The following is a 20692-nucleotide window of genomic DNA, read 5'->3' as shown; positions in this document are numbered from 1 at the left end:
CAGGTTTAGCTTATGACCTCGAGCCTCTAGCCGCCGGAGCTGGATGACACCGAAAGCGGAGGCGGCTCGCCCAGAGGCGACAAGCATAAGATGAACCTGCCGGAAAGGCGTTCTTTGCCTTTTTGGCAGGTTTAGCTTATGACCTCGAGCCTCTAGCCGCCGGAGCTGGATGACACCGAAAGCGGAGGCGGCTCGCCCAGAGGCGACGAGCATAAGATGAACCTGCCGGAAAGGCGTTCTTTGCCTATTTGGCAGGTTTAGCTTATGACCTCGAGCCTCTAGCCGCCGGAGCTGGATGACACCCGGACAAAAACAAAGACCGCTCGTCATAGACAGCGGTCCTTCTATTATTTTTCTTCCTGATGTACACGATCCAATACTAACTGATATGCATCATTTCCGTAATTCAAACAGCGCTTCACGCGAGAGATCGTTGCGGTACTTGCGCCTGTTTCTGTTTCGATCTTATGATAGGTCTTCCCATCCTGAAGCATGCGTGCAACTTCAAGGCGCTGGGCAAGCGATTGAATTTCGTTAATGGTACAAAGATCATCAAAGAAACGATAGCATTCTTCAAGATCCTGGAGAGAAAGAACAGCGTTGAATAACTGATCCAGCTCCTTGCCTCTTAGTTTATTTATTTGCATTAAAAAGACTCCTTTTTCCTTCTATTCTTGATATGATACGGAACCGGTCAAGCCCGGTGAACTTGGAATGACATTGATCCACGTCGATCCTTTTCGCAGGCTTACAGGTTTTTCATTATCATAAGGAAGTATTCTGCCATTTACATTCTTCCATTGAACCGTACGGAGCTTACCGTCTTGTATCAAGTAAGCATTCCCTCCCGATTCAAAATCTATGTCGCGCCTTCCTGCATCATCGACAATCTTATGTGAAGCTTCTACGATGAAAAGGTTCTCGATCAACACGGGATCTTTCGAGTCATAATCGATGGTCTGTTCACCATCTGAATAACGCTCGTATCGTCCCTCTTTTTCGTTATACTCATACACGACGTTGAACAGGGGATTTTGATTATAGGAGATCATCACGGAATTGGCATCTTCACCGTTTATCGTTTCTTTATCAATAAAATGAAGTGCCTCAGGCGGCCGGTTCATTTCAAAGCCGTTCTTATCCGCTCCCTCTTTAATATGTTCGTAGGTGATATACGAATTATGCGGAGCTTTACGGAAGGATGCACGCTTAAACAGCGTCCCGTCATATTGAATTCCGTTCAGATCATCGATATAGCCATTCGTCAGCATTTCCTTCGCCTCAGGGCTGTAGCCGTGTGCGACATACAAACTGTCGTAGCCTTTCGCAAGCTCTATATAGTAATCTCTCGCGCTTCTTACAGGGCCGACTTCTTCCGGCATATGGCTTTGGAAGATGGCCAGGAAGCGGGTGATGTCACCCTCTGCCAATACTTCATATACAATATCCGCCTTGGATAGACCTGATTGAGGACGGGCTTTCGGATGGTTATTCACCATCACAGCCACCGGACGGGCCGTTGACTCCTTTTCTTCTCCTACCCCAGTCAAAGGTGATTGATACATTTCTTCTGTTTCTACGCCTGTCTCTTCTTTCACCACTGGAGTTGCGGCTTCTTTATCAGATTCTTTCTTTATCTCTTTATCTGAACTACATGCGACAAGTGTAAACGAGCTTAACGCAATGATGAAAGCTCTTTTCATTTTCAGCATGTTTTTGACACCCCTATTTACTTTACTATTTTAACGCATTATTGTTGGAAAGAGTACCGTTTTCTTCATTACATCATAGATTCCCTTTTGTGTCATCCGGATATAAGGGAGATGAGTGGACTGAAGAAACAGTAATGTATAGATTGGATCCGAGAAGCAATAGCCTCTCTCTTTTAATAATCCTTTTAGTGTTTTTTCCTCTTCTATCAGTTCAGGCATCTCTTTCATTGAGAGCAATCCGCTTAAAGGAAGGGGAATGTCGTGCAGGATTTCACCATTTTCTGCAAGGGCGATCCCTCCTCCGATTTCCTTCATACGATTGAAAGCTGCTATCATATCAGCTTTGCTTTTTCCGATCAGGATAATGTCCCCTGTATTGGAATAAGAAGACGCAAAGCCCATGACTCCTCTCGCGAAGCCTTTAATCATGGTGCTGATTCTCCACTTGCCATTCCGGTCCAAGAGCATGAGAAATGATTGATCATGATCGGGATCGAGTAATTCTTCTGACGGATTGATCGAGATGGAATATGGTTTGGTGATAACATCATTTACCATTTCGATTCCAAACGGCATGGAGAATTGCAGGTCGTCATACCCTACTTCCCAATCCAGATTTAATGGGGTAAATCCGTTTTCTCCCCAATTGATTTCTGTGTGGTCCTCCATCTGTTCGCCGTTTTTACGAACCCAGGTTCCCTTTGATAGCACTGAAAGTGGCGTCGGATCATCTTTTGACGAAAGGAAGTTGATATTTGCCACTCTGCCTGTCGCAATCATCCCATGCAGATGGGTGATATTGTAATAATTGGCAACGTTGTAACTCGCCATATTATACGCTTCGATAGGCGGGATGCCTTTATCGATCGCCATTTTGATCATGAAATCCAGTACACCTTTTTCATAGAATCCAGGAGTCGATCCATCCGTCGTGAACAACAGTGAGTCATAGGAATCTATGCCTTTTTCGTTTAGCCCATCTAACAGGACCGGTAAATCAGGCCGGATCGAGGAATGACGCAGAGTGACGGTCAGCCCTTGGATCAGACGTTTGTAAACGTCCTCTCCCGTCATCGCTTCATGGTCGCCATCGATACCTAATAAGCCCAGTTTGGCGATCGTTTTGTCAGATGCCCCAGGGAGATGTCCTTCGACAATTTTCCCCATCCGTTTGGCTTCCTGCATCCAGTGAAGGATCAAGTCATCCCCCTCCAGAAGTCTAGGCCACGCAGTCAATTCGCCGCCTTGTAATACGGAGTCATGTTCGAGCCATGATTTCACTTCCCCATTGGAGAAAGTGACCTCTTCATTCATCATTTCGGTTTGAGAATCAAAGCGTGTCCACCAGTACATCGTCACCGGCATTTTGTTAAATTCCTTCAATAAAGTAAACGCTTTCTTTTTTTCCAATTGTAAAAACATCATAAGGTTATCATTTACGAATGTCGTTGTACCGGTTTGGGATGCATACTTGGAAAAAGATTGGGGATTATAAAGCTGAAACGGATGTACATGCGGTTCTATATATCCAGGGACGAGGTACTGTGACCCGCAGTCCACGATTTCACATTGCTCAAGATTTTCCGGGAGTTGGTCGCCGGTATAGACAATACGGTCACCGTAAACCCAAATATGGCCCTGCACCCACTTCTTCAAAGTCGAGTGAAGGTATGTTGCATTCTTTAAAAGAAGACTGGGAGACAACTCTCCGTTCAGTACTTGTACATGTTCTCGCAGTTGTTTGTTCTTCCATCTGTAGCGCTGCTCCAAAGTGAACACTCCTCTAGTGGAATGGTATTAGTGTAAGTTTCATTTTATGTTAACATATTTTACTATTTAACGCATTAAAGGTTTACAACAATTATGTGAATTTTCGATTAAGGAGGAATTTACAAATGAAAGTATCATCGAATATCGGGATTATCAATGCATTGATTCGCATCACGGTTGGTTTTACAATCCTTGCCTGGAGTACGTCAAAGCTTGCACGACGCCCTTGGAGAGATTCCTATCTCGTCATGGCAGTAATCGGTGCCATGAAAGTAGGGGAAGGGATTCTTCGCTATTGTCCTGTCACTGCCCTGTTTGAAAAAAGCGGAGACGGCGGGAATGGAAACGGCGGCTTCGGCGGTTTTAAAGCGAAGGATATGATGAACTTCAAAGACATGCTGAAATCCGACAAGAAAGATCACACTGAACACGGACACCAGCACCAACAAACAAACGAACACCAACAAGACCCAATGAAAAACACCAAAAAAGAAGCCAACTTCAACCCAGAAGAACTCACCAACCAAGAAGTCCAAGAAGCACTAGGCGGTTCAAATGGGGGTAATCCTGGAGGGACGGACCTTCATTCTTAAGGTTCCAGAAGTCTTGGTAGACCCTTAAAACGCCGTAACGTCGGGATTTCTATTGACTATGCACCCGCGAAATAGCAAGATTGCCGAGGTCCGTCCCTCTCTGTTGGACATTCCTCGGCAATCTTGTATCTCTATTGATAAAAAGGAGCTGTTTGTTATGTTTTGGGAATATTTAACGGATATGTCGTATGTCCTGTTTTCGCTTATCGGCGGAATCGTTGCCATCGCTTATGTGTATGTCCGCAAATCTAGGAAGAGACGTGTTCGATAGCTTTCCGGCCGATATCTCTTCTATAGAACAAGCCTTTGAAGTCTGCCTTTCCTAATTCCTTGTACACTTCGGACTGTGCTTTTTCTACAGTCGACGCAGAGGAAGCGACCAATAGCACTCTTCCACCATTTGAGACAAGGGAACCATCTTCTGTTAATTCAGTTCCTGCATGATAAACCAGCGTCTTATGATCAAGTACGCTTTCAAGATCAGGAAGCGGAATGCCTTTTCCGTATTCACCCGGATATCCTTCTGCTGCCAGAACGACCCCTAGTACTGCATCATCAGACCAGGCCAATTCTACCGGTTTTCCATCAATGATGTCTTTCACTACAAGACCGAAATCAGACGCCAGACGCGGCAGTACAACCTGCGTTTCCGGATCTCCGAATCGGGCGTTGAATTCGATTACTTTGGGACCCTCGTTTGTCAGCATCAGGCCGGCATACAATATCCCAGTAAACGAACGATTCTCCTGGACCATCGCTTTTGCCGTCGGGTGAAGCACAGTTGAAATCGCTTCTTGCACAACTTCGTCTGAAATATGAGGTACCGGGGAATAAGCCCCCATCCCGCCTGTATTCGGACCTTGATCACCATCGAAGGCACGCTTATGATCCTGTGCGATGACCATTGGATAAACCGACTCACCATTTACGAAAGCCATGAGTGAAAACTCTTCCCCAAATAAGCATTCTTCGACAACGACTTTTGATGAGGCATCCCCGAATTTCTCATTCAGGAGCATTTCTTCTAATGCGCTGATGGCCTCTTCCTCTGTTTCAGCCACTACGACGCCCTTACCCGCCGCCAGACCATCTGCCTTTACGACGATTGGTGCGCCGACTTCCTTCACGTATTCAATCGCCTGCTCTACGCTTGTGAATACTTCATACGCAGCAGTAGGAATGGCGTACTTCTTCATTAACTCTTTCGAGAAAGATTTACTTCCTTCAATGATCGCCGCTTCCTGCGTAGGACCGAATATGTGCAGTCCTTCCTCCTGGAAACGGTTGACGATCCCATCCAGCAAAGGATTCTCTGGACCTACAAACGTATACGCAATGTCCTCTGTTTTGGCAAATTCAATGAGTTCACTTACGTCGGATTCAGCGTAGGGAAGATTTGTCGCAACGCCAGCGATGCCGGCATTCCCCGGTGCACAGAACACTTCTGTCACACTTTCACTTTCCGCTAATTTCTTGCATATAGCATGCTCGCGACCACCACGGCCGATCACTAATACTTTCATCTTGAGAAAGCCCCCTTTAAAGAAAACCTCTCCTGTTGTGCAGATGAGGAGAGGTTTAGTTGTGAAATGGATTGATTGGACAGGATTCTCACTTAAAGGAGAATCGGAATGAAGGTCCGTTCCTCATATATCTTCTCCCGAACCGGCTAAGCTCCCTTGTAAATCCTTTACCTATAAGGCTTTTGCCGTTTATCGCATTCGAACATAGTCAAAACTTGAGGTCCGTCCCTCCCATTAATGTTTGAAGTGGCGGATACCGGTCATGACCATGGTGATGCCGTATTGGTCTGCTTTTTTGATGGAGTCTTCGTCACGGATGGAGCCTCCGGGTTGGATGATGGCGGTGATGCCTGCTTTGGCAGCAGCTTCTACGGTGTCATCCATCGGGAAGAACGCATCGGACGCCATGGCGGCTCCTTTGGCTTTCACTCCTGCCTGCTCAAGTGCAATGTTGGCGGCGCCTACGCGGTTCATCTGACCTGCTCCGACTCCAACGGTCATTTGAGCATTTGTCACAACGATCGCATTGGACTTCACATGCTTCACGACTTTCCAGCCAAGTTTCATGCTGTCCCATTCCGCTTCTGTCGGTTCACGCTTTGTCACGACCCGGAGGTCTGCATCATCAAGGGTGAACGTGTCATCAGCCTGAACTAATAATCCACCTTCAACCGTTGTTAACTTACGCTCGATTTTGTTCGTGGATTCAAATGGGACCGTCAGTAATCGGATGTTCTTCTTGCCTGAAAGGATTTCAAATGCTTCATCACTGAATGCTGGAGCTATGACGATCTCAAGGAAGATTTCATGAAGCTGTCTAGCTGTTTCCTCATCCACTATACGATTCAGGGCAACGATCCCACCGAAGATGGAAGTGGAATCCGCTTCATAGGCTTTCGAGAATGCTTCATTGATTGTCGATCCCACACCGACACCACATGGATTCATATGCTTCACTGCAACAGCCGCCGGTTCCGTGAATTCTTTTACGATTTGCAGGGCCGCATTCGCATCGTTGATATTATTATACGAAAGCTCCTTTCCGTGCAGCTGTCGAGCCATCGCCACTGAAAATTCAGATCCAAGTGGCGCGCGGTAGAATGAAGCCTGCTGATGTGGATTCTCCCCATAACGGAGCGTCTGCTTCAATTCATACGTTCTTGTAAAGCGCTCAGGATTCTCTTCACCTGAAACGTCTGTCATGTATTCAGCAATAAACGCATCGTAAGCAGCTGTATGGCGGAATACTTTTGCAGCCAATTTACGGCGTTTTTCAAGAGGTAATTCACCTTGAAGCTTTAACTCGGCAATCACATCATCGTAGTCCAATGAGTCAACAACGACCGTCACATATTGATGATTTTTCGCAGCCGCACGCAGCATCGTCGGTCCGCCGATATCGATGTTCTCAATCGCTTCTTCTACACCGACATTCGGCTTTGCAATCGTTTGTTGGAACGGATAAAGGTTGACACAAACGAGGTCGATTCCTTCGATCCCTTGTTCCTGAAGCTGCTTGCGATGACTTTCTTCGCCGCGTTTTGCGAGTAATCCACCATGGATGTTAGGGTGCAGGGTCTTTACGCGCCCTTCAAGAATTTCTGGAAACCCGGTTACTTCTTCCACTCCCATGACCTCTACATCATTTTCTAAAAGAAGCTTCTTCGTCCCGCCAGTCGAGATGATCTCATACCCTAATGTCTTTAATTCCTTCGCAAATTCGATGACTCCGCTTTTATCTGAAACACTGATCAATGCTCTCTTTTTCAATGTCTGATCCTCCTCTGCCTGTTGTAATGCTGATTTTATTTCATTATGTTGTTGAATTGGAGATGGATTTGAGGGTTTTATGGTGTAAAAGTGTTTGGGTGGTGGTTAGTAGTTTTGATTTTTCACCTGATCTGATGGTGTTTTGATAGGCAGTTTGGTAGCTGTTATGCCGTTTTGGAGTGAACTTGTACCACTTTAAGGCGAACTCGTGCCACTTACGGACAAACTTGTGCCACTTTCACCCGACCTCGTGCCATTTTCGAACAAACTTGTACAACTCCCAACCTCTACTCCCAATCACACCCCTGCTACACACCAATTCATACCGCATCTCTACACATACCCTGCCCAAATCCAAGGTCCGTCCCTCATCACTTTACCACACTACTAAGATAAAGCAACCGAGAACCAACCTCTCCCACCGGGTTTAGTGACCCGTGGTGAGGAAGAGGTGGTTCAGGGTGTTTGGGTATAGGTGGTGTTCGACATGCTGGATTTTATCCTGCAGCGACTGCCTGGTTTCGCCTGTGGTGACACGGACAATCTCCTGTGCGATGATTTCACCTGTGTCCATGCCTGCGTCTACGAAGTGAACCGTGACACCGGTGATTTTCACCCCGCCTTCGATGGCTTGTCCGATGGCATCCTTCCCTGGAAAAGAAGGAAGGAGTGACGGATGGATATTCACGATCCTCCCACCAAAGCTTTCGAGAAGAGTTGGACCGATCAATCTCATATACCCTGCTAATACAATAAAATCAACACCCAAATGAGCAAGCTCATTTAGGATTTCCTGTTCAAAAGCCTGCTTGTTCTCATAGTCCTTTGCCCGAAAGACGAAGGTCGGGATTCCTGCAGTTTGGGCGCGGTGAATGACAAACGCGCCCGGCTGATCACATACAAGAAGCCTGATATTCGCTTTCAGGGTTCCGCTTTGTACAGCGTCTACTAGTGCTTGAAAATTACTTCCGCTTCCTGATGCAAAAATGGCAATCTGTCTCATGACTCGCCCCCGTTATTGACATGCTCATCCTTATTCTCAACGAACAAAGCTAACCCCTGTTCCTTTCGAAACGCGTCCAATGATAAAGGCGTCTTCTCCCTGTTCATTGAAGAATCGAAGAATGTCTTCTGCTTGGTCTTCCTCTACAGCTAACACAAATCCAATCCCCATGTTGAAAATGTTGTACATTTCACTACGCGGAATGTCGCCATAATGCTCAAGGGCAGGGAAAATGCTTGGAATATCCCAGCTGCCTTCCTTTATCTCTGCTTGCAACCCATCAGGCAGCATCCGCGGGATATTCTCGATGAAACCTCCGCCCGTAATATGGGACATCCCCTTAATAGAGAATTGTTTAAGCGCCGCTAATACCGGCTTCACATAAATTTTTGTCGGTGTAAGCAGGGCCTCACCTAATGTGGTCCCGATTTCAGGGAGTGATTCTTCCAAAGAAAACGACTGATCTTCGAAGAATACTTTCCTCACCAAGGAGTACCCATTACTGTGTATACCACTGGACCCCAGTCCGACTAACACATTTCCTTCAGAAATTTGTTCGCCTGTGATGATCTCTTTTTTTTCACTGGCACCTACAGCGAAGCCGGCGATATCATATTCTTCATCTGAATACATACCCGGCATCTCGGCAGTTTCTCCGCCGATCAGTGCACAGCCCGCTGTTTCACATCCGTCCGCAATTCCTTTTACAATACCTTCTATCTTCTCCGGGAGAGCTTTCCCGGTCGCTATATAGTCTAAGAAATACAGTGGTTCCGCTCCTTGAACGACAATGTCATTCACACACATGGCCACACAATCGATCCCGATCGTATCGTGTTTGTCTGCCATGAAGGCAAGCTTCAGCTTCGTTCCAACTCCATCTGTACCAGAGACGAGAACCGGTTCACTCAAGTTCAAGGAAGATAAATCGAACATTCCTCCAAAGCTGCCCAGCTGGCCGAGAACACCTTCACGGGCCGTTCGTTTTACATGCTTTTTGATCCGGTCGACGGATTCGTATCCTGCTTCGATATCTACTCCTGCCTGACGATACGCATTTGCCATCATGATTCCCCCTATTTCACTAACTCTTTTTCATGTGGATGAAGTGTATCCGGGTAGATCTCAGTAGGATACTTTCCTGTAAAGCAAGCCATGCATTGCCCGCGGTTTTCGGATGAATCCTCACGGCCGATGGCTTTGATCACGCCTTCCGGACTCAAGAATGTCAGGGAGTCCGCTCCGATGATCTGACGCATTTCCTCCACTGAGTTGGAAGAGGCGATCAGTTCTTCATGAGTCGAAGTATCAATGCCATAGAAGCAAGGGTTCTTGATCGGCGGTGAGCTGATGCACACATGCACTTCCTTCGCTCCCGCTTCCTTCAGCATGGTGACGATCCGCTTCGACGTCGTTCCCCGGACGATGGAATCGTCGACCATAACGACGCGCTTGCCTTCAACCACTCCCCTTACAGGAGAAAGCTTCATCTTAACACCCTGCTCGCGAAGAGATTGAGAAGGCTGAATGAATGTGCGACCTACGTAACGATTCTTGATCAATCCCATTTCATACGGGATCCCTGAAGCTTCCGCATAGCCGATGGCACTTGAAATGCTGGAATCCGGAACACCCGTTACAACGTCCGCTTCGATTGGTGCTTCATTCGCCAGTTCCATCCCCATCCGCTTTCTCGCGGAATGTACGTTGATTCCCTGGATATTGCTGTCCGGTCTTGAGAAGTATACGTATTCCATCGTACACATCGCATTCCCGCCTGAAAAACTAAACCGTTCTGAGGTCAATCCCTCATCATTGATGATCACAAGCTCCCCTGGCTCTATATCACGTACAAATTCAGCTCCAACGATATCAAAGGCACATGTCTCTGACGCAACACAGTAAGCATCCCCAAGCTTACCGAGAGATAATGGACGAAGACCGTGTGGATCAAGCGCCACCATCATCTCTGTTTCTGTCATGACGACAAACGCATATGCGCCTTTCAACATCGTCAGCGCGTTTTTCACGCGATCTTTCAGATTAAAGTACCCGCTTCTTTTGATTAAGTGAGCCAGCACTTCTGTATCCGAGCTCGTTTGAAAAATACTCCCCTGACCTTCAAGCTGATGCTTCAAGGCGTTCGCATTGACGAGATTCCCGTTATGGGCAAGAGCAAGACTTCCGCTCTGGGAATTGAAGAGAAGAGGCTGAACATTCTCGTAACCTCCACCTCCAGCCGTCGCATAGCGCACGTGACCAATGGCCGAATCCCCCTCAAGCTTCTCGATCGTCCCTTCCTGGAACACTTCCGTTACGAGGCCTTCCCCTTTTAAGCAACGTAACGTATCACCGTCAGAAACGACAATTCCCGTTCCCTCTTGACCTCTATGCTGCAGACTATGAAGTCCGTAATACGTAATTTGTGCGGCATTGGGATGTCCCCAGATCCCGAATACGCCACATTCTTCGTTTAAACCCTTGATTTCAGCAGGCATGGGATCGCTCCTTTCCAAGCTGACTCCAATTCTTCTACAGATGCATGTAAAATGACGTCTCCATTTTCTGATGTCACCTTGATTGCTCCAAGATCACTTACATTACCAATGACTTTCGCTTCTGGAACCAATTTCTCAAACTCAGTCTTGTGTTCCGCTTTAACTGATACGATGAATCTCGATTGAGTTTCACTGAAAAGGTCAGCCACAGAATGATCTCCAGAAACCATAACGTTTGCTCCCAATCCTTTTGTTCCAAAAGTCGATTCTGCAAGAGCAACGGCGAACCCACCTTCAGCGATATCATGTGCAGATGCCACTAGACCTTTTTGAATCGCTTCTAACAGCTGCATTTGGCGGCGAAGCTCTGTCTGCAAATCAATCGTAGGTGCCTGACCGAAGATTTTTCCTTCCGTCAGTTTTTGAAGCTCGCTTCCGCCAAATTCTTCACGGGTTTCACCGATGACATAAATAGAATCTCCGGCTTCCTTGAAGCTTTGAGTCGTAATATGATCGATGTCCTCAATCAGGCCGACCATCCCCACTACAGGTGTTGGATAAACCGCCGTCCCCATTGATTCATTGTATAAGGACACATTTCCCCCGATGACTGGAGTCGACAGCTCACGACAAGCTTCACTCATCCCGTCAACCGACTTCTCGATCTGCCAGAAGATTTCCGGTTTCTCCGGATTTCCGAAGTTTAAGCAGTCTGTAATTGCAAGTGGGATCGCTCCTGAACACACAATGTTACGGGCCGCTTCTGCTACAGCGATCTTTCCTCCGACCTCGGGATCCAGGTACAAGTAACGGGAATTACAATCCGTTGTCATGGCAAGTGCTTTTCTCGTACCGCGTACACGTACGACCGCTGCATCAGAACCAGGACTGACAACCGTACTCGTTCTCACCTGATGATCATATTGATCATATACCCATTCCTTACTTGCGATCGTTGGCTGCTGTAACAATGCCTTAAGCGTTTCTTTATAATCTTCCACCTTTGGAGCAGGCGTTTCCATTGCTTGAAATTCTTTATAGTAAGCCGCTTCTTGAGAAGGCTTGTGATAAACAGGCGCCTCTTCAGCCAGTGCATCGACCGGCACATCTGCGACAACTTCACCTTTGTGAAGAAGTCGAAGGCGTTTATCATCTGTTACCTTCCCGATGGAAACCGCTTCTAAATCATATTTTGAAAAAAGATCAACGATTTCCTGTTCACGACCCTTTTCCACCACGATCAACATACGTTCCTGAGATTCTGACAGCATCATTTCATACGCCGTCATGCCCCTTTCACGCTGTGGTACAAGATCAAGGTCCATTTCAATCCCGGAGCCCGCTTTACTTGCCATCTCCGCTGATGAACTTGTCAGACCAGCCGCTCCCATATCCTGAATGCCGACAAGGGCATCGTTCTGAACAAGCTCCAGACATGCTTCAAGAAGTAATTTTTCCATGAATGGATCTCCTACTTGAACCGCCGGGCGCTTCTCTTCTGATCCTTCATTTAATTCCTCAGATGCAAAGGTGGCTCCGTGAATGCCGTCACGACCTGTTTTCGCCCCGACGTACATAACGGTATTGCCGACACCGTGTGCCTGCCCCTTCTTAATATCCTTATGGTCGATCAACCCGACACACATGGCGTTTACAAGGGGATTTCCTTCGTAGGAAGCATCAAATTGAACTTCCCCGCCGACCGTCGGGATCCCGATACAGTTACCGTATCCCGCGATACCCGCTACGACTTCTTTAAATAGATACTGAACACGAGGAGAATCCAACTCTCCAAAGCGTAAAGAGTTGAGGAGTGCGACAGGTCTTGCCCCCATCGAGAATACGTCTCGTATAATACCCCCGACACCCGTTGCCGCTCCTTGATAAGGCTCGATGGCTGACGGATGATTGTGACTCTCGATTTTGAACACCACTGCTTGATCATCGCCAATATCAACAATCCCAGCTCCTTCTCCAGGCCCTTGAAGAACGCGTTCACCTGTCGTTGGGAACTTCATCAGTACAGGCTTCGAATTTTTATAGCTGCAATGCTCTGACCACATAACAGAGAAAAGACCGGTCTCTGTGTAGTTCGGCGTTCTTCCGAGGATGTTTTCCACCATTGAAAATTCTTCGTCTGTTAAACCCATCTCACGATAAAGCTGCTCTTCTTTCACTTGTGTTGAAGTTGGTTCAAGCATTAACGACATGTTTTTCCCTCCAGTGTTTCACAATCGATTGAAATAGTTTCTTCCCGTCTTCACTACCTAGTAAAGTGTCCATGGCGCGTTCCGGATGAGGCATCATTCCAAGGACATTTCCTGCTTTATTGGTGATTCCTGCAATATTTTCCACGCTTCCGTTCGGGTTTTCATCCGTATACGTGAAGACAATTTGATTGTTTTCCTTCAGTGTGTTCATGGTTTCTTCATCACAGAAGTAATTTCCTTCGCCATGTGCAATCGGAATTTGAATCACATCATTTTTCTCATAACCATTCGTGAACATCGTTTCATTATTCTCAACGGTTAACGGCACGGTTTTACAAATGAATTTCAAGCTGTCATTCCGGCGCATGGCCCCTGGCAGTAGTCCTGTTTCAAGTAGAACCTGAAATCCGTTGCACACACCAAGAACCGGCTTTCCTTGCTCTGCCGCCTTCACGACCTCTTTCATCACGTTCGAGAAACGGGCAATTGCCCCTGAACGAAGGTAATCCCCGTACGAGAATCCTCCTGGTAATAGAATCGCATCATAGTTTTCCAGATTATCAGCATCGTGCCAAACGTAGTCCACTTCTTCACCGATTTCATCCTTGATCGCATGGTACATATCGATGTCACAGTTAGAGCCTGGGAATACAATTACTGCAAACTTCATTGAGCGACACTCTCCTCGATTTCATATCGGTAATCCTCGATGACTGGGTTGGCAAGTAATCGATGACACATCTCTTCAACCGTCGCTTCCACGTTTTCAACTGATGATGGAAGAGTCAACTCCATATACTTCCCTACGCGCACATCTTCAACACTTTTGAATTCCATTGAATGCAGCGCCTGTTTCACAACACTTCCTTGAGGATCTAATACACTTTCTCTTAATGTGATATAAACCTTTACTTTGTACATAGTTTGTTTCCTCCTAAGCGTTCTAAAATGATTGAGTATACTTCTGTTAAACTGCCAATATCTCTTCTGAAAACATCTTTATCAAGCTTCTGGTTCGTTTCTGCATCCCATAATCGGCATGTGTCTGGTGAGATTTCATCCCCTAATAGAATCGCTCCATGACGGTCTTTACCAAACTCCAATTTGAAATCGACAAGCGTGACTCCCGCTTCCTTGAAAATCCCTTGAAGGACTTCATTCACTCCGAGTGCCATCTCTCTGATCTCGGCACGTTCTTCCCGTGACGCGATCTCCAGGAAATCAATATGATCATCGGTGATCAGTGGATCTCCCAAATCATCGTCTTTATAGTAAAATTCGATGATCGGCTTTTGAAGGGGTGTCCCCTCTTCTTTTCCAAGCCGTTTTGACAGACTTCCTGCAATCACATTCCGAACCACGACTTCAAGTGGAATGATCCTTACACGTTTGACCAGTTGCTCATCCTCTGAAATCTGTTTAATAAAGTGACTCTGTATCCCTTTTTCAGCAAGCTTCGAAAATAGCAAGCTTGAAATCTTATTATTTAAAACCCCTTTGCCATCGATATCCGCTTTCTTCTCCCCATTGAAAGCAGTGGCAGAATTCTTATACTGAATCCAAACAACTTCTTCATCGTTCGTTTCGAAGATCTGCTTAGCTTTTCCTTCATATAAAAGCGTTCCTTTTTCCATATGAATCCCCCTGTTCGTTGAAAATTGCCAATCTTCAGTCTATATTTTCATAAAAAAAGGAAGGGATTCCGTTAAAAACCCCTGCCTTATTCATTTGTCAGTAGGACTTATACCAAGCCGCAACGTTCAAAGATTGTATCCACATGTTTTAAGTGATAGTTGTAATCGAAGCAGTCATCAATGTCAGCCGGCGACAGCTTGGACGTGATGGTTTCATCCTCCTCGATAAGTGAACGGAAGGCCACTTGCTTCTCCCACGCTTCCATTGCTTTCGGTTGAACCGTATCATACGCTTCCTCACGGGTCATACCTTTATCGATAAGAGCGAGAAGGACACGTTGCGAGTAGATCAAGCCAAGTGTACGATCCATATTGCGCTGCATATTCTCAGGGAAGACCGTTAGATTCTTGATAATATTGCCGAAACGGTTCAGCATATAATTAAGGGCGATCGTCGCATCCGGCAGGATTACACGCTCTGCGGATGAGTGAGAGATATCACGCTCATGCCATAGCGGCACATTTTCATACGCTGTCATCATGTATCCTCTGATCACGCGTGCCATTCCCGTCATGTTCTCAGAACCGATTGGGTTACGCTTATGTGGCATCGCTGACGATCCTTTTTGACCCTTTGCGAAGAACTCTTCCACTTCACGTGTTTCACTCTTCTGAAGACCACGGACCTCAACGGCGAACTTCTCGATAGACGTCGCAATCAGGGCAAGTGTCCCCATGTAATGAGCATGGCGATCACGCTGAAGTGTTTGTGTAGAAACCGGCGCAGGCTTGATACCAAGCTTTTCACACACGTAAGACTCAACAAAAGGATCGATATTCGCATACGTTCCAACCGCTCCTGAGATCTTACCAAATTCCACTCCATCAGCAGCCGCTTTGAATCGTTCTACGTTACGCTTCATCTCTTCATACCACAGGGCAAGCTTCAAACCGAACGTTGTAGGCTCAGCGTGAACACCGTGCGTACGTCCCATCATGACCGTATGCTTATGCTCGATCGCCTTGTTCTTTAAGATTTCTACGAAGCGTTCCAAGTCTTTAAGAATGATCTCGTTCGCCTGCTTTAATTGATACGAAAGGGCGGTGTCCACAACGTCTGTTGATGTCAGTCCGTAATGAACCCATTTTCTTTCTTCCCCAAGCGTTTCAGAAACCGCTCGTGTGAAGGCTACTACATCGTGACGCGTTTCTTCTTCGATTTCTTTAATGCGATCAACATTGAATCCAGCGTTCTCACGGATCTTTGCAACATCCTCTTTCGGAATGTCCCCTATTTCAGCCCAAGCTTCACAAGCCAGGATTTCTACTTCAAGCCAAGCTTGAAAACGATTTTCCTCTGTCCAAATTGCTCCCATTTCAGGGCGTGTATAACGTTCTATCATATCAGTCGTCCTCCGATCTTTTCTTGCACCTTCCAAATCCCTGCTTCATTTATGTTCGACAATGTCTCTTCGATATCGTTGGATAATAGGGTGACATGCCCCATCTTGCGTTTCGGCTTCGGTACATCCTTACCGTACAGATGAATAAACCAGTCAGGGTGCTTTGGAACAGCCTTCATAATAGGCTCGATATGCTCTCCTAATAGATTAACCATCACAGCGTCCTTTAATAAGGTCGGTTGAACAAGCGGCCAGTTGCAAACAGCTTTGATATGCTGGGCGAATTGAGAGAAATCACATGCTTCGATTGAGTAGTGACCTGAATTATGAGGCCTTGGAGCCAGTTCATTGATGTAGATATCTCCGTCTGCTGTCAGAAACATTTCAATCGCAAGCGTCCCGACAAGGTCAAGCGTCTCACTGATTCTCTTTGCCATCTCGATCGCTTTACCTGCTGTTTCTTCACTTACCCTCGCTGGTGCAATGGTTTCATGAAGGATATTATCAACATGAATGTTTTCCACTACCGGAAAGTTCGTCTGTTGTCCATCGGGGTTTCGCGTCATGATCACGGATAGCTCTTTTTCAAAAGGAATCCATTTCTCCAGCACGCATGGGCCATTCTCCAATAAAGCAGCCGCTTCTTCTATCTCGACCGCTTCCCTGATCACATATTGTCCCTTCCCGTCATAACCACCTCTTGCTGTTTTTAATACTACTGGATAGCCAAGCTTTTCTATATTATCATAGATGTCCCTCTGTTGTTTAATCACAGCATAAGGTGCCACTTCCACCCCTGCAAACGTAAGGGCTTCCTTTTCCATGATGCGGTCCTGAGTAATACGGATCAGCTCTGCACCTTGAGGTAAATAGGCACGCTCAGACAACCATTTCAGAGCTTCATAATCAATATTTTCGAATTCATATGTAATCACATCACATTCTTCCGCCAGCCTGTACAAAGCGTCATACTGATCAAAGCCTGCCGTGATCACAAGATCTGCCACCTGTGCACATGGTGAGTCCGGTGAAGGATCCAATACAGCCACTCGAAATCCTCTTGCTTTCGCATCCAGAGCCATCATCCTGCCAAGCTGTCCGCCTCCAATGATCCCGATCATCTGTCCTGGTAAAATCGTCTTCTTATTCAAGGTCATCACTGCTTTCCATCACTTTTTCCCTTAGTGCGTTCCTTCTAATTTCAAGCGTCTCAGCCAATTCTTGATCTTCAACTGAAAGGATCTGTGCGGCAAGGAGTCCGGCATTGGTTGCTCCTGCTTTCCCGATTGCTACCGTCGCAACGGGGACTCCGCCAGGCATTTGCACGATCGATAACAGTGAATCCATTCCATTCAATGCCTTCGATTGTACCGGAACCCCGATCACAGGCAATGTGGTTTTCGCTGCCACCATTCCCGGTAAATGGGCAGCTCCTCCTGCACCTGCTATGATCACTTTCACTCCGCGGGCTCTTGCACCTTCTGCAAATTCAAACATATAATCAGGTGTCCTGTGAGCCGATACCACCTGTTTCTCAAACGGAACCTCAAGCTCCTCCAATACCTCACACGCATGCTTCATTGTTTCCCAGTCCGATGTACTTCCCATGATCACTGAAATCATAATGGTGACAGGCACCTCCCGTAGTCTACCGAATCCCCGCTAACAAAAAATACCCAGATCAATTGTTCTCTACTTTACTTGAGAGAAAGCAATTGATCTGGGTATTTTACAGAGAATGGTCCTATCGATCAGGGTAAGGTCCACACCATGAGATCTGCATCCAGACATCTACTTTCCCTCATAGTCCGACCATTTACGGTAGTCAGGTAGAGACTCATGGGCCATATTCCCATTATTATATGAGGGTATTCGGTTTATTTGTCTCCATCATAACGTGATATGAAGACCCTGTCAACGAATAATCGAACGATAATAAAAGTCTGAAAATTAATGTTCGGATTTGAAGCGCTTCACTCCTCAATCCTCTTCCCTTCAAAGACAATTGTCTGCCTTATAGGGACATACTCCGTTTTATTTCCTTCTTTCTGTTCTTCAAAAACCGGCTTTTCCATCCGCCTGACCGGCATATAGCCCATTTCCTTCATACGATCAAGGCAATCTGCAATACTCTCATTTTCCTGCACTTCGAATAATAACTTCTTTTTACTCATTCTTTTAATTTTCCTTTACGTATATTTCGCACCGTCTTCACCCAGAACCCGCCGTGAATCGCTTTCGGTTCATAGGCAATGATAAATGCTTTCGGATCAAGCTCCTTAATTGTATCATACAGCTTCATCTCATACTTCCGGGGCGTCAGGATCTGCAGGGCCATCCGGTTCCCCTCAAGACCATTCGCCTCCCAGTTCGTCACCCCGTACCCACGGGCACGAAGCTCATTCGGAAGCGCCTTATCATACTCCTTCGTAATCACATTCACCGTAATATAACCAAGAGCAAGCTTCTCCTCGATCTTCATTCCGACAATGACACCAATACCATATCCGACTGCATACGCAATCAAGTTCTGGATCTCATTCAGATTGTCCAACACAAGCCCAAGACCCACAACATAAATGACCACCTCAAACGTACTCACAAATGCCGCAAAATAACGATACCCCTTCAACGTCAGAATCATTCTTATCGTAAAAAATGATACATACACGATATTAATCAATAAAATAATGATGACCATCATCACACTGTTCTCTAACACCTGGATGCTCCTCTCTTCACTACTACCTGTAGTATGCTCAAATTAAGTTCCTATTTTACTAGAAAAAATCGAGAATATGAACCACTTCAGGAAGAATTATAAGTGAATATTAGATGACAATTTCTAGAAAATTAAAAGTTCTACTTATTGTCTTTCCTATTTTGGAAGAGTTAAAACAAAAAAAGCTTTATGGCCGCTTATTAAAAGCAGCCATAAAGCCGTCTTGCGTTTCAAAACTTAAAGAGTTTTTAACTTCTCAACCACTTCAGAAGGTTCTACACGATCTTTGTAATCGGCTTTCGTATATTCGTATGCGATCGTTCCATCCTGCTGGATGATATACGTCGCTGAAACAGGAAGCGTCCAGGAATCACTGTCGTTCGCTTTCTCAAGATCGAGCCCCTTTTCCTTATAGATGTCTACGAGGTAAGGAGGCAGTTTGTAAACAAGCTTGTATTCATCAGCCACTTGATTACCTTCATCACTCAGCACAAAGTAATCGAGCTCATTTTTTTCCTTAGTCGAAAGGGAAGCATCTGGCGTTTGTGGACTGATTGCTACAAGTTCGGCGCCAGTGGCTTTGATGTCTTCCATCAGCTGTTGGTAGGCACGTAGCTCCATGTTGCAATATGGGCACCAACCGCCACGGTAGAACGTCAGGATGACTGGGCCTTGGCCTAGGATCTCACTTAGTTTCACCTCTTTGCCTGAAGCATCGGGTAATGTGAAGTCTGGTGCTTTGTCTCCTACGCGGAGACCTTTGCCTTCTTCTGAGTTCTCGAGCTCTGTGATGGCTTCTGTCATTTTGTTCTGCGTTTCCTGAGGGGTTTTCTCTTTGAATTTAGCGATGTATTCGTTGTATTGTTCGCGCATGTTTGTTGTTGTCATTTAGATGACCTCCTTTTGGGGTTTGGGTTTAGTATATAGGGGTTGGGGGTGAGGAGGAAAGGGATGTGCTTCGGGAGTGGGTTTGATTGGTGCGGTGGGTTTGGGTATGGATTTAGATATGGATATGGTTGTGAATCATTGAACAAATTTCATTACCATGAGACGTAATATTGTATAATTGCTAGATTGCTATTCTGTTTTTATAAAATGAGTCTATTTTTCTTTTAGATTTGTTACATTTGAGGCCATTTTGGATGAAAGTCTTGGATGGAGGGAAGAGATTGGCAGGAAGGGCGACTATATTTATAGAAAAGGCCAGTTGTGTTGGAAGAATTGCGTCATTTTTAGGCTTGATCGCGTCATTTTTTTATTTATTGCGTCATTTCCAGAGATAATTGCTTCATTTTTTTGTTTTATGCGTATTTTTCCAATTAGTACCTTTCGTCCACTTGGTCAATCATTATTAAATCAACCATATTCTATTAATAGTGAGCGGCTAATTTATTTGTGTATTTCACTGATATAAATGATAGTGTATTGACCATTTTCCTGGCTCCACTCCGCTTTTAGAAGAATTGAGGGTTTGGATGAGTATAGTCGTCCTAGATGGCGCCTGGTGCTTCTGGTTAGATTGCTTCTGAAAAAGAATCGTGCGGGATATGAATGAAATCATGCCGAATTCCTGATTATCGTACGGGAATTCTTTTTTTAAAGGCCCTATTGTGATTTATCATGCGAGATATCAGATAATCATGCCAAGATGTCGAATTTTCTTTATGTTGAAAAGGGGCATCACACTTCTCATCCAAATAAGTCCATATTCTGCAACAGGCCGTAGTTTCGTCTTTAACTTAGAAACATTTTTAAACAAAAAAAGAGCAACTCCCAATGAGCTACTCTTTAATCTATTTGCCTGGCGACGTCCTACTCTCACAGGGGGAGATCCCCCAACTACCATCGGCGCTG

Annotated in this window: 21 protein-coding genes and 1 riboswitch; of the genes, 2 read left to right on the top strand and 19 right to left on the bottom strand. The window is 45.8% G+C overall.

The window, feature by feature from the left end:
• Nucleotides 1–347: 347 nt before the first annotated feature.
• Genes SLH55_RS22085 through SLH55_RS22075 form a run of 3 tightly spaced genes read right to left on the bottom strand, consistent with a single transcriptional unit; the run spans nucleotide 348 to nucleotide 3482 of the window.
• Nucleotides 348–647, bottom strand: a complete 300-nt coding sequence (locus SLH55_RS22085; protein WP_034760840.1) for a YerC/YecD family TrpR-related protein — start codon at nucleotides 645–647, stop codon at nucleotides 348–350.
• 21 nt (nucleotides 648–668) lie between these two features.
• Nucleotides 669–1712, bottom strand: a complete 1044-nt coding sequence (locus SLH55_RS22080) for a DUF3048 domain-containing protein (RefSeq protein ID WP_320324484.1) — start codon at nucleotides 1710–1712, stop codon at nucleotides 669–671.
• Nucleotides 1713–1742: 30 nt separating this feature from the next.
• Complete coding sequence (locus SLH55_RS22075) at nucleotides 1743–3482, bottom strand: adenine deaminase C-terminal domain-containing protein (RefSeq protein WP_320324483.1); 1740 nt, start codon at nucleotides 3480–3482, stop codon at nucleotides 1743–1745.
• A gap of 125 nt (nucleotides 3483–3607) precedes the next feature.
• Here SLH55_RS22075 and SLH55_RS22070 point away from each other — a divergent pair, with 125 nt between their 5' ends.
• Both SLH55_RS22070 and SLH55_RS23295 read left to right on the top strand, forming a co-directional pair.
• Nucleotides 3608–4075, top strand: a complete 468-nt coding sequence (locus SLH55_RS22070; RefSeq protein WP_320324482.1) for a DUF2892 domain-containing protein — start codon at nucleotides 3608–3610, stop codon at nucleotides 4073–4075.
• Nucleotides 4076–4232: 157 nt separating this feature from the next.
• Nucleotides 4233–4346: an EYxxD motif small membrane protein gene (locus tag SLH55_RS23295; protein ID WP_324295670.1), complete on the top strand. Its 114-nt coding sequence runs from the start codon at nucleotides 4233–4235 to the stop codon at nucleotides 4344–4346.
• Here SLH55_RS23295 and purD read toward each other — a convergent pair.
• From purD to SLH55_RS21990, 16 genes are all read right to left on the bottom strand, one after another.
• Nucleotides 4324–5598: a phosphoribosylamine--glycine ligase gene (gene purD, locus SLH55_RS22065; protein WP_320324481.1), complete on the bottom strand. Its 1275-nt coding sequence runs from the start codon at nucleotides 5596–5598 to the stop codon at nucleotides 4324–4326. The genes SLH55_RS23295 and purD overlap by 23 nt on opposite strands.
• A gap of 234 nt (nucleotides 5599–5832) precedes the next feature.
• A complete protein-coding gene (purH, locus tag SLH55_RS22060) occupies nucleotides 5833–7368 on the bottom strand; it encodes a bifunctional phosphoribosylaminoimidazolecarboxamide formyltransferase/IMP cyclohydrolase (protein ID WP_219168045.1) in 1536 nt (511 codons plus the stop codon).
• 427 nt (nucleotides 7369–7795) lie between these two features.
• The gene (purN, locus tag SLH55_RS22055; RefSeq protein ID WP_320324480.1) at nucleotides 7796–8371 is read right to left on the bottom strand and encodes a phosphoribosylglycinamide formyltransferase; all 576 of its coding nucleotides are present in this window, start codon (nucleotides 8369–8371) and stop codon (nucleotides 7796–7798) included.
• A 36-nt stretch (nucleotides 8372–8407) separates the two neighbouring features.
• Nucleotides 8408–9436 (bottom strand): phosphoribosylformylglycinamidine cyclo-ligase, encoded by a 1029-nt coding sequence (gene purM, locus SLH55_RS22050; RefSeq protein WP_320324479.1) that lies wholly within the window; start codon nucleotides 9434–9436, stop codon nucleotides 8408–8410.
• 11 nt (nucleotides 9437–9447) lie between these two features.
• Nucleotides 9448–10869, bottom strand: a complete 1422-nt coding sequence (purF, locus tag SLH55_RS22045; RefSeq protein WP_219168047.1) for an amidophosphoribosyltransferase — start codon at nucleotides 10867–10869, stop codon at nucleotides 9448–9450.
• Nucleotides 10845–13079, bottom strand: coding sequence for a phosphoribosylformylglycinamidine synthase subunit PurL (purL, locus tag SLH55_RS22040; protein ID WP_320324478.1), 2235 nt, complete (start codon nucleotides 13077–13079; stop codon nucleotides 10845–10847). Before purL ends, purF begins: the two co-directional genes overlap by 25 nt.
• Nucleotides 13063–13749 (bottom strand): phosphoribosylformylglycinamidine synthase subunit PurQ, encoded by a 687-nt coding sequence (gene purQ / locus SLH55_RS22035; RefSeq protein ID WP_320324477.1) that lies wholly within the window; start codon nucleotides 13747–13749, stop codon nucleotides 13063–13065. Before purQ ends, purL begins: the two co-directional genes overlap by 17 nt.
• Nucleotides 13746–14000, bottom strand: coding sequence for a phosphoribosylformylglycinamidine synthase subunit PurS (gene purS / locus SLH55_RS22030; RefSeq protein ID WP_034760827.1), 255 nt, complete (start codon nucleotides 13998–14000; stop codon nucleotides 13746–13748). The genes purQ and purS overlap by 4 nt, the downstream gene beginning before the upstream one ends.
• Nucleotides 13988–14713, bottom strand: coding sequence for a phosphoribosylaminoimidazolesuccinocarboxamide synthase (purC, locus tag SLH55_RS22025; protein WP_219168050.1), 726 nt, complete (start codon nucleotides 14711–14713; stop codon nucleotides 13988–13990). The genes purS and purC overlap by 13 nt, the downstream gene beginning before the upstream one ends.
• A gap of 107 nt (nucleotides 14714–14820) precedes the next feature.
• Nucleotides 14821–16116: an adenylosuccinate lyase gene (purB, locus tag SLH55_RS22020; RefSeq protein ID WP_219168051.1), complete on the bottom strand. Its 1296-nt coding sequence runs from the start codon at nucleotides 16114–16116 to the stop codon at nucleotides 14821–14823.
• Nucleotides 16113–17273, bottom strand: coding sequence for a 5-(carboxyamino)imidazole ribonucleotide synthase (purK, locus tag SLH55_RS22015; RefSeq protein WP_320324476.1), 1161 nt, complete (start codon nucleotides 17271–17273; stop codon nucleotides 16113–16115). The genes purB and purK overlap by 4 nt, the downstream gene beginning before the upstream one ends.
• A complete protein-coding gene (gene purE, locus SLH55_RS22010) occupies nucleotides 17260–17739 on the bottom strand; it encodes a 5-(carboxyamino)imidazole ribonucleotide mutase (RefSeq protein WP_219168053.1) in 480 nt (159 codons plus the stop codon). The genes purK and purE overlap by 14 nt, the downstream gene beginning before the upstream one ends.
• A gap of 161 nt (nucleotides 17740–17900) precedes the next feature.
• A riboswitch (purine riboswitch) is annotated at nucleotides 17901–18002 on the bottom strand.
• Nucleotides 18003–18089: 87 nt separating this feature from the next.
• Complete coding sequence (locus SLH55_RS22005; protein ID WP_219168054.1) at nucleotides 18090–18290, bottom strand: NETI motif-containing protein; 201 nt, start codon at nucleotides 18288–18290, stop codon at nucleotides 18090–18092.
• Entirely contained in the window at nucleotides 18287–18817 is a 531-nt protein-coding gene (locus SLH55_RS22000; RefSeq protein ID WP_264185888.1) for a DUF5698 domain-containing protein, read from the bottom strand. The genes SLH55_RS22005 and SLH55_RS22000 overlap by 4 nt, the downstream gene beginning before the upstream one ends.
• 258 nt (nucleotides 18818–19075) lie before the next feature.
• Nucleotides 19076–19726, bottom strand: a complete 651-nt coding sequence (locus tag SLH55_RS21995; RefSeq protein WP_320324475.1) for a peroxiredoxin-like family protein — start codon at nucleotides 19724–19726, stop codon at nucleotides 19076–19078.
• A 742-nt stretch (nucleotides 19727–20468) separates the two neighbouring features.
• Nucleotides 20469–20692, bottom strand: a 224-nt coding sequence (locus tag SLH55_RS21990; protein ID WP_320324474.1) for a hypothetical protein, incomplete at its 5' end; no start/stop codon positions are given.

This window comes from Rossellomorea sp. YZS02, assembly GCF_033963925.1.
GTDB lineage: Bacteria > Bacillota > Bacilli > Bacillales > Bacillaceae_B > Rossellomorea.
Note: the sequence above shows the minus strand (reverse complement) of the source record. Positions and strands in the feature narration are given on the sequence as shown.

Coding starts and splice junctions, on each gene's coding strand:
- SLH55_RS23295 (WP_324295670.1), top strand. CDS start 4,233: ATGTTTTGGGAATATTTAACGGATATGTCGTATGTCCTGTTTTCGCTT.
- SLH55_RS21995 (WP_320324475.1), bottom strand. CDS start 19,726: ATGACAACAACAAACATGCGCGAACAATACAACGAATACATCGCTAAA.
- SLH55_RS22085 (WP_034760840.1), bottom strand. CDS start 647: ATGCAAATAAATAAACTAAGAGGCAAGGAGCTGGATCAGTTATTCAAC.
- SLH55_RS22070 (WP_320324482.1), top strand. CDS start 3,608: ATGAAAGTATCATCGAATATCGGGATTATCAATGCATTGATTCGCATC.
- SLH55_RS22080 (WP_320324484.1), bottom strand. CDS start 1,712: ATGCTGAAAATGAAAAGAGCTTTCATCATTGCGTTAAGCTCGTTTACA.
- purB (WP_219168051.1), bottom strand. CDS start 16,116: ATGATAGAACGTTATACACGCCCTGAAATGGGAGCAATTTGGACAGAG.
- purC (WP_219168050.1), bottom strand. CDS start 14,713: ATGGAAAAAGGAACGCTTTTATATGAAGGAAAAGCTAAGCAGATCTTC.
- purL (WP_320324478.1), bottom strand. CDS start 13,079: ATGTCGTTAATGCTTGAACCAACTTCAACACAAGTGAAAGAAGAGCAG.
- SLH55_RS22005 (WP_219168054.1), bottom strand. CDS start 18,290: ATGAGTAAAAAGAAGTTATTATTCGAAGTGCAGGAAAATGAGAGTATT.
- purD (WP_320324481.1), bottom strand. CDS start 5,598: ATGAAAGTATTAGTGATCGGCCGTGGTGGTCGCGAGCATGCTATATGC.
- purN (WP_320324480.1), bottom strand. CDS start 8,371: ATGAGACAGATTGCCATTTTTGCATCAGGAAGCGGAAGTAATTTTCAA.
- purF (WP_219168047.1), bottom strand. CDS start 10,869: ATGCCTGCTGAAATCAAGGGTTTAAACGAAGAATGTGGCGTATTCGGG.
- purQ (WP_320324477.1), bottom strand. CDS start 13,749: ATGAAGTTTGCAGTAATTGTATTCCCAGGCTCTAACTGTGACATCGAT.
- purE (WP_219168053.1), bottom strand. CDS start 17,739: ATGATTTCAGTGATCATGGGAAGTACATCGGACTGGGAAACAATGAAG.
- SLH55_RS22000 (WP_264185888.1), bottom strand. CDS start 18,817: ATGGTCATCATTATTTTATTGATTAATATCGTGTATGTATCATTTTTT.
- purK (WP_320324476.1), bottom strand. CDS start 17,273: ATGACCTTGAATAAGAAGACGATTTTACCAGGACAGATGATCGGGATC.
- purM (WP_320324479.1), bottom strand. CDS start 9,436: ATGGCAAATGCGTATCGTCAGGCAGGAGTAGATATCGAAGCAGGATAC.
- purS (WP_034760827.1), bottom strand. CDS start 14,000: ATGTACAAAGTAAAGGTTTATATCACATTAAGAGAAAGTGTATTAGAT.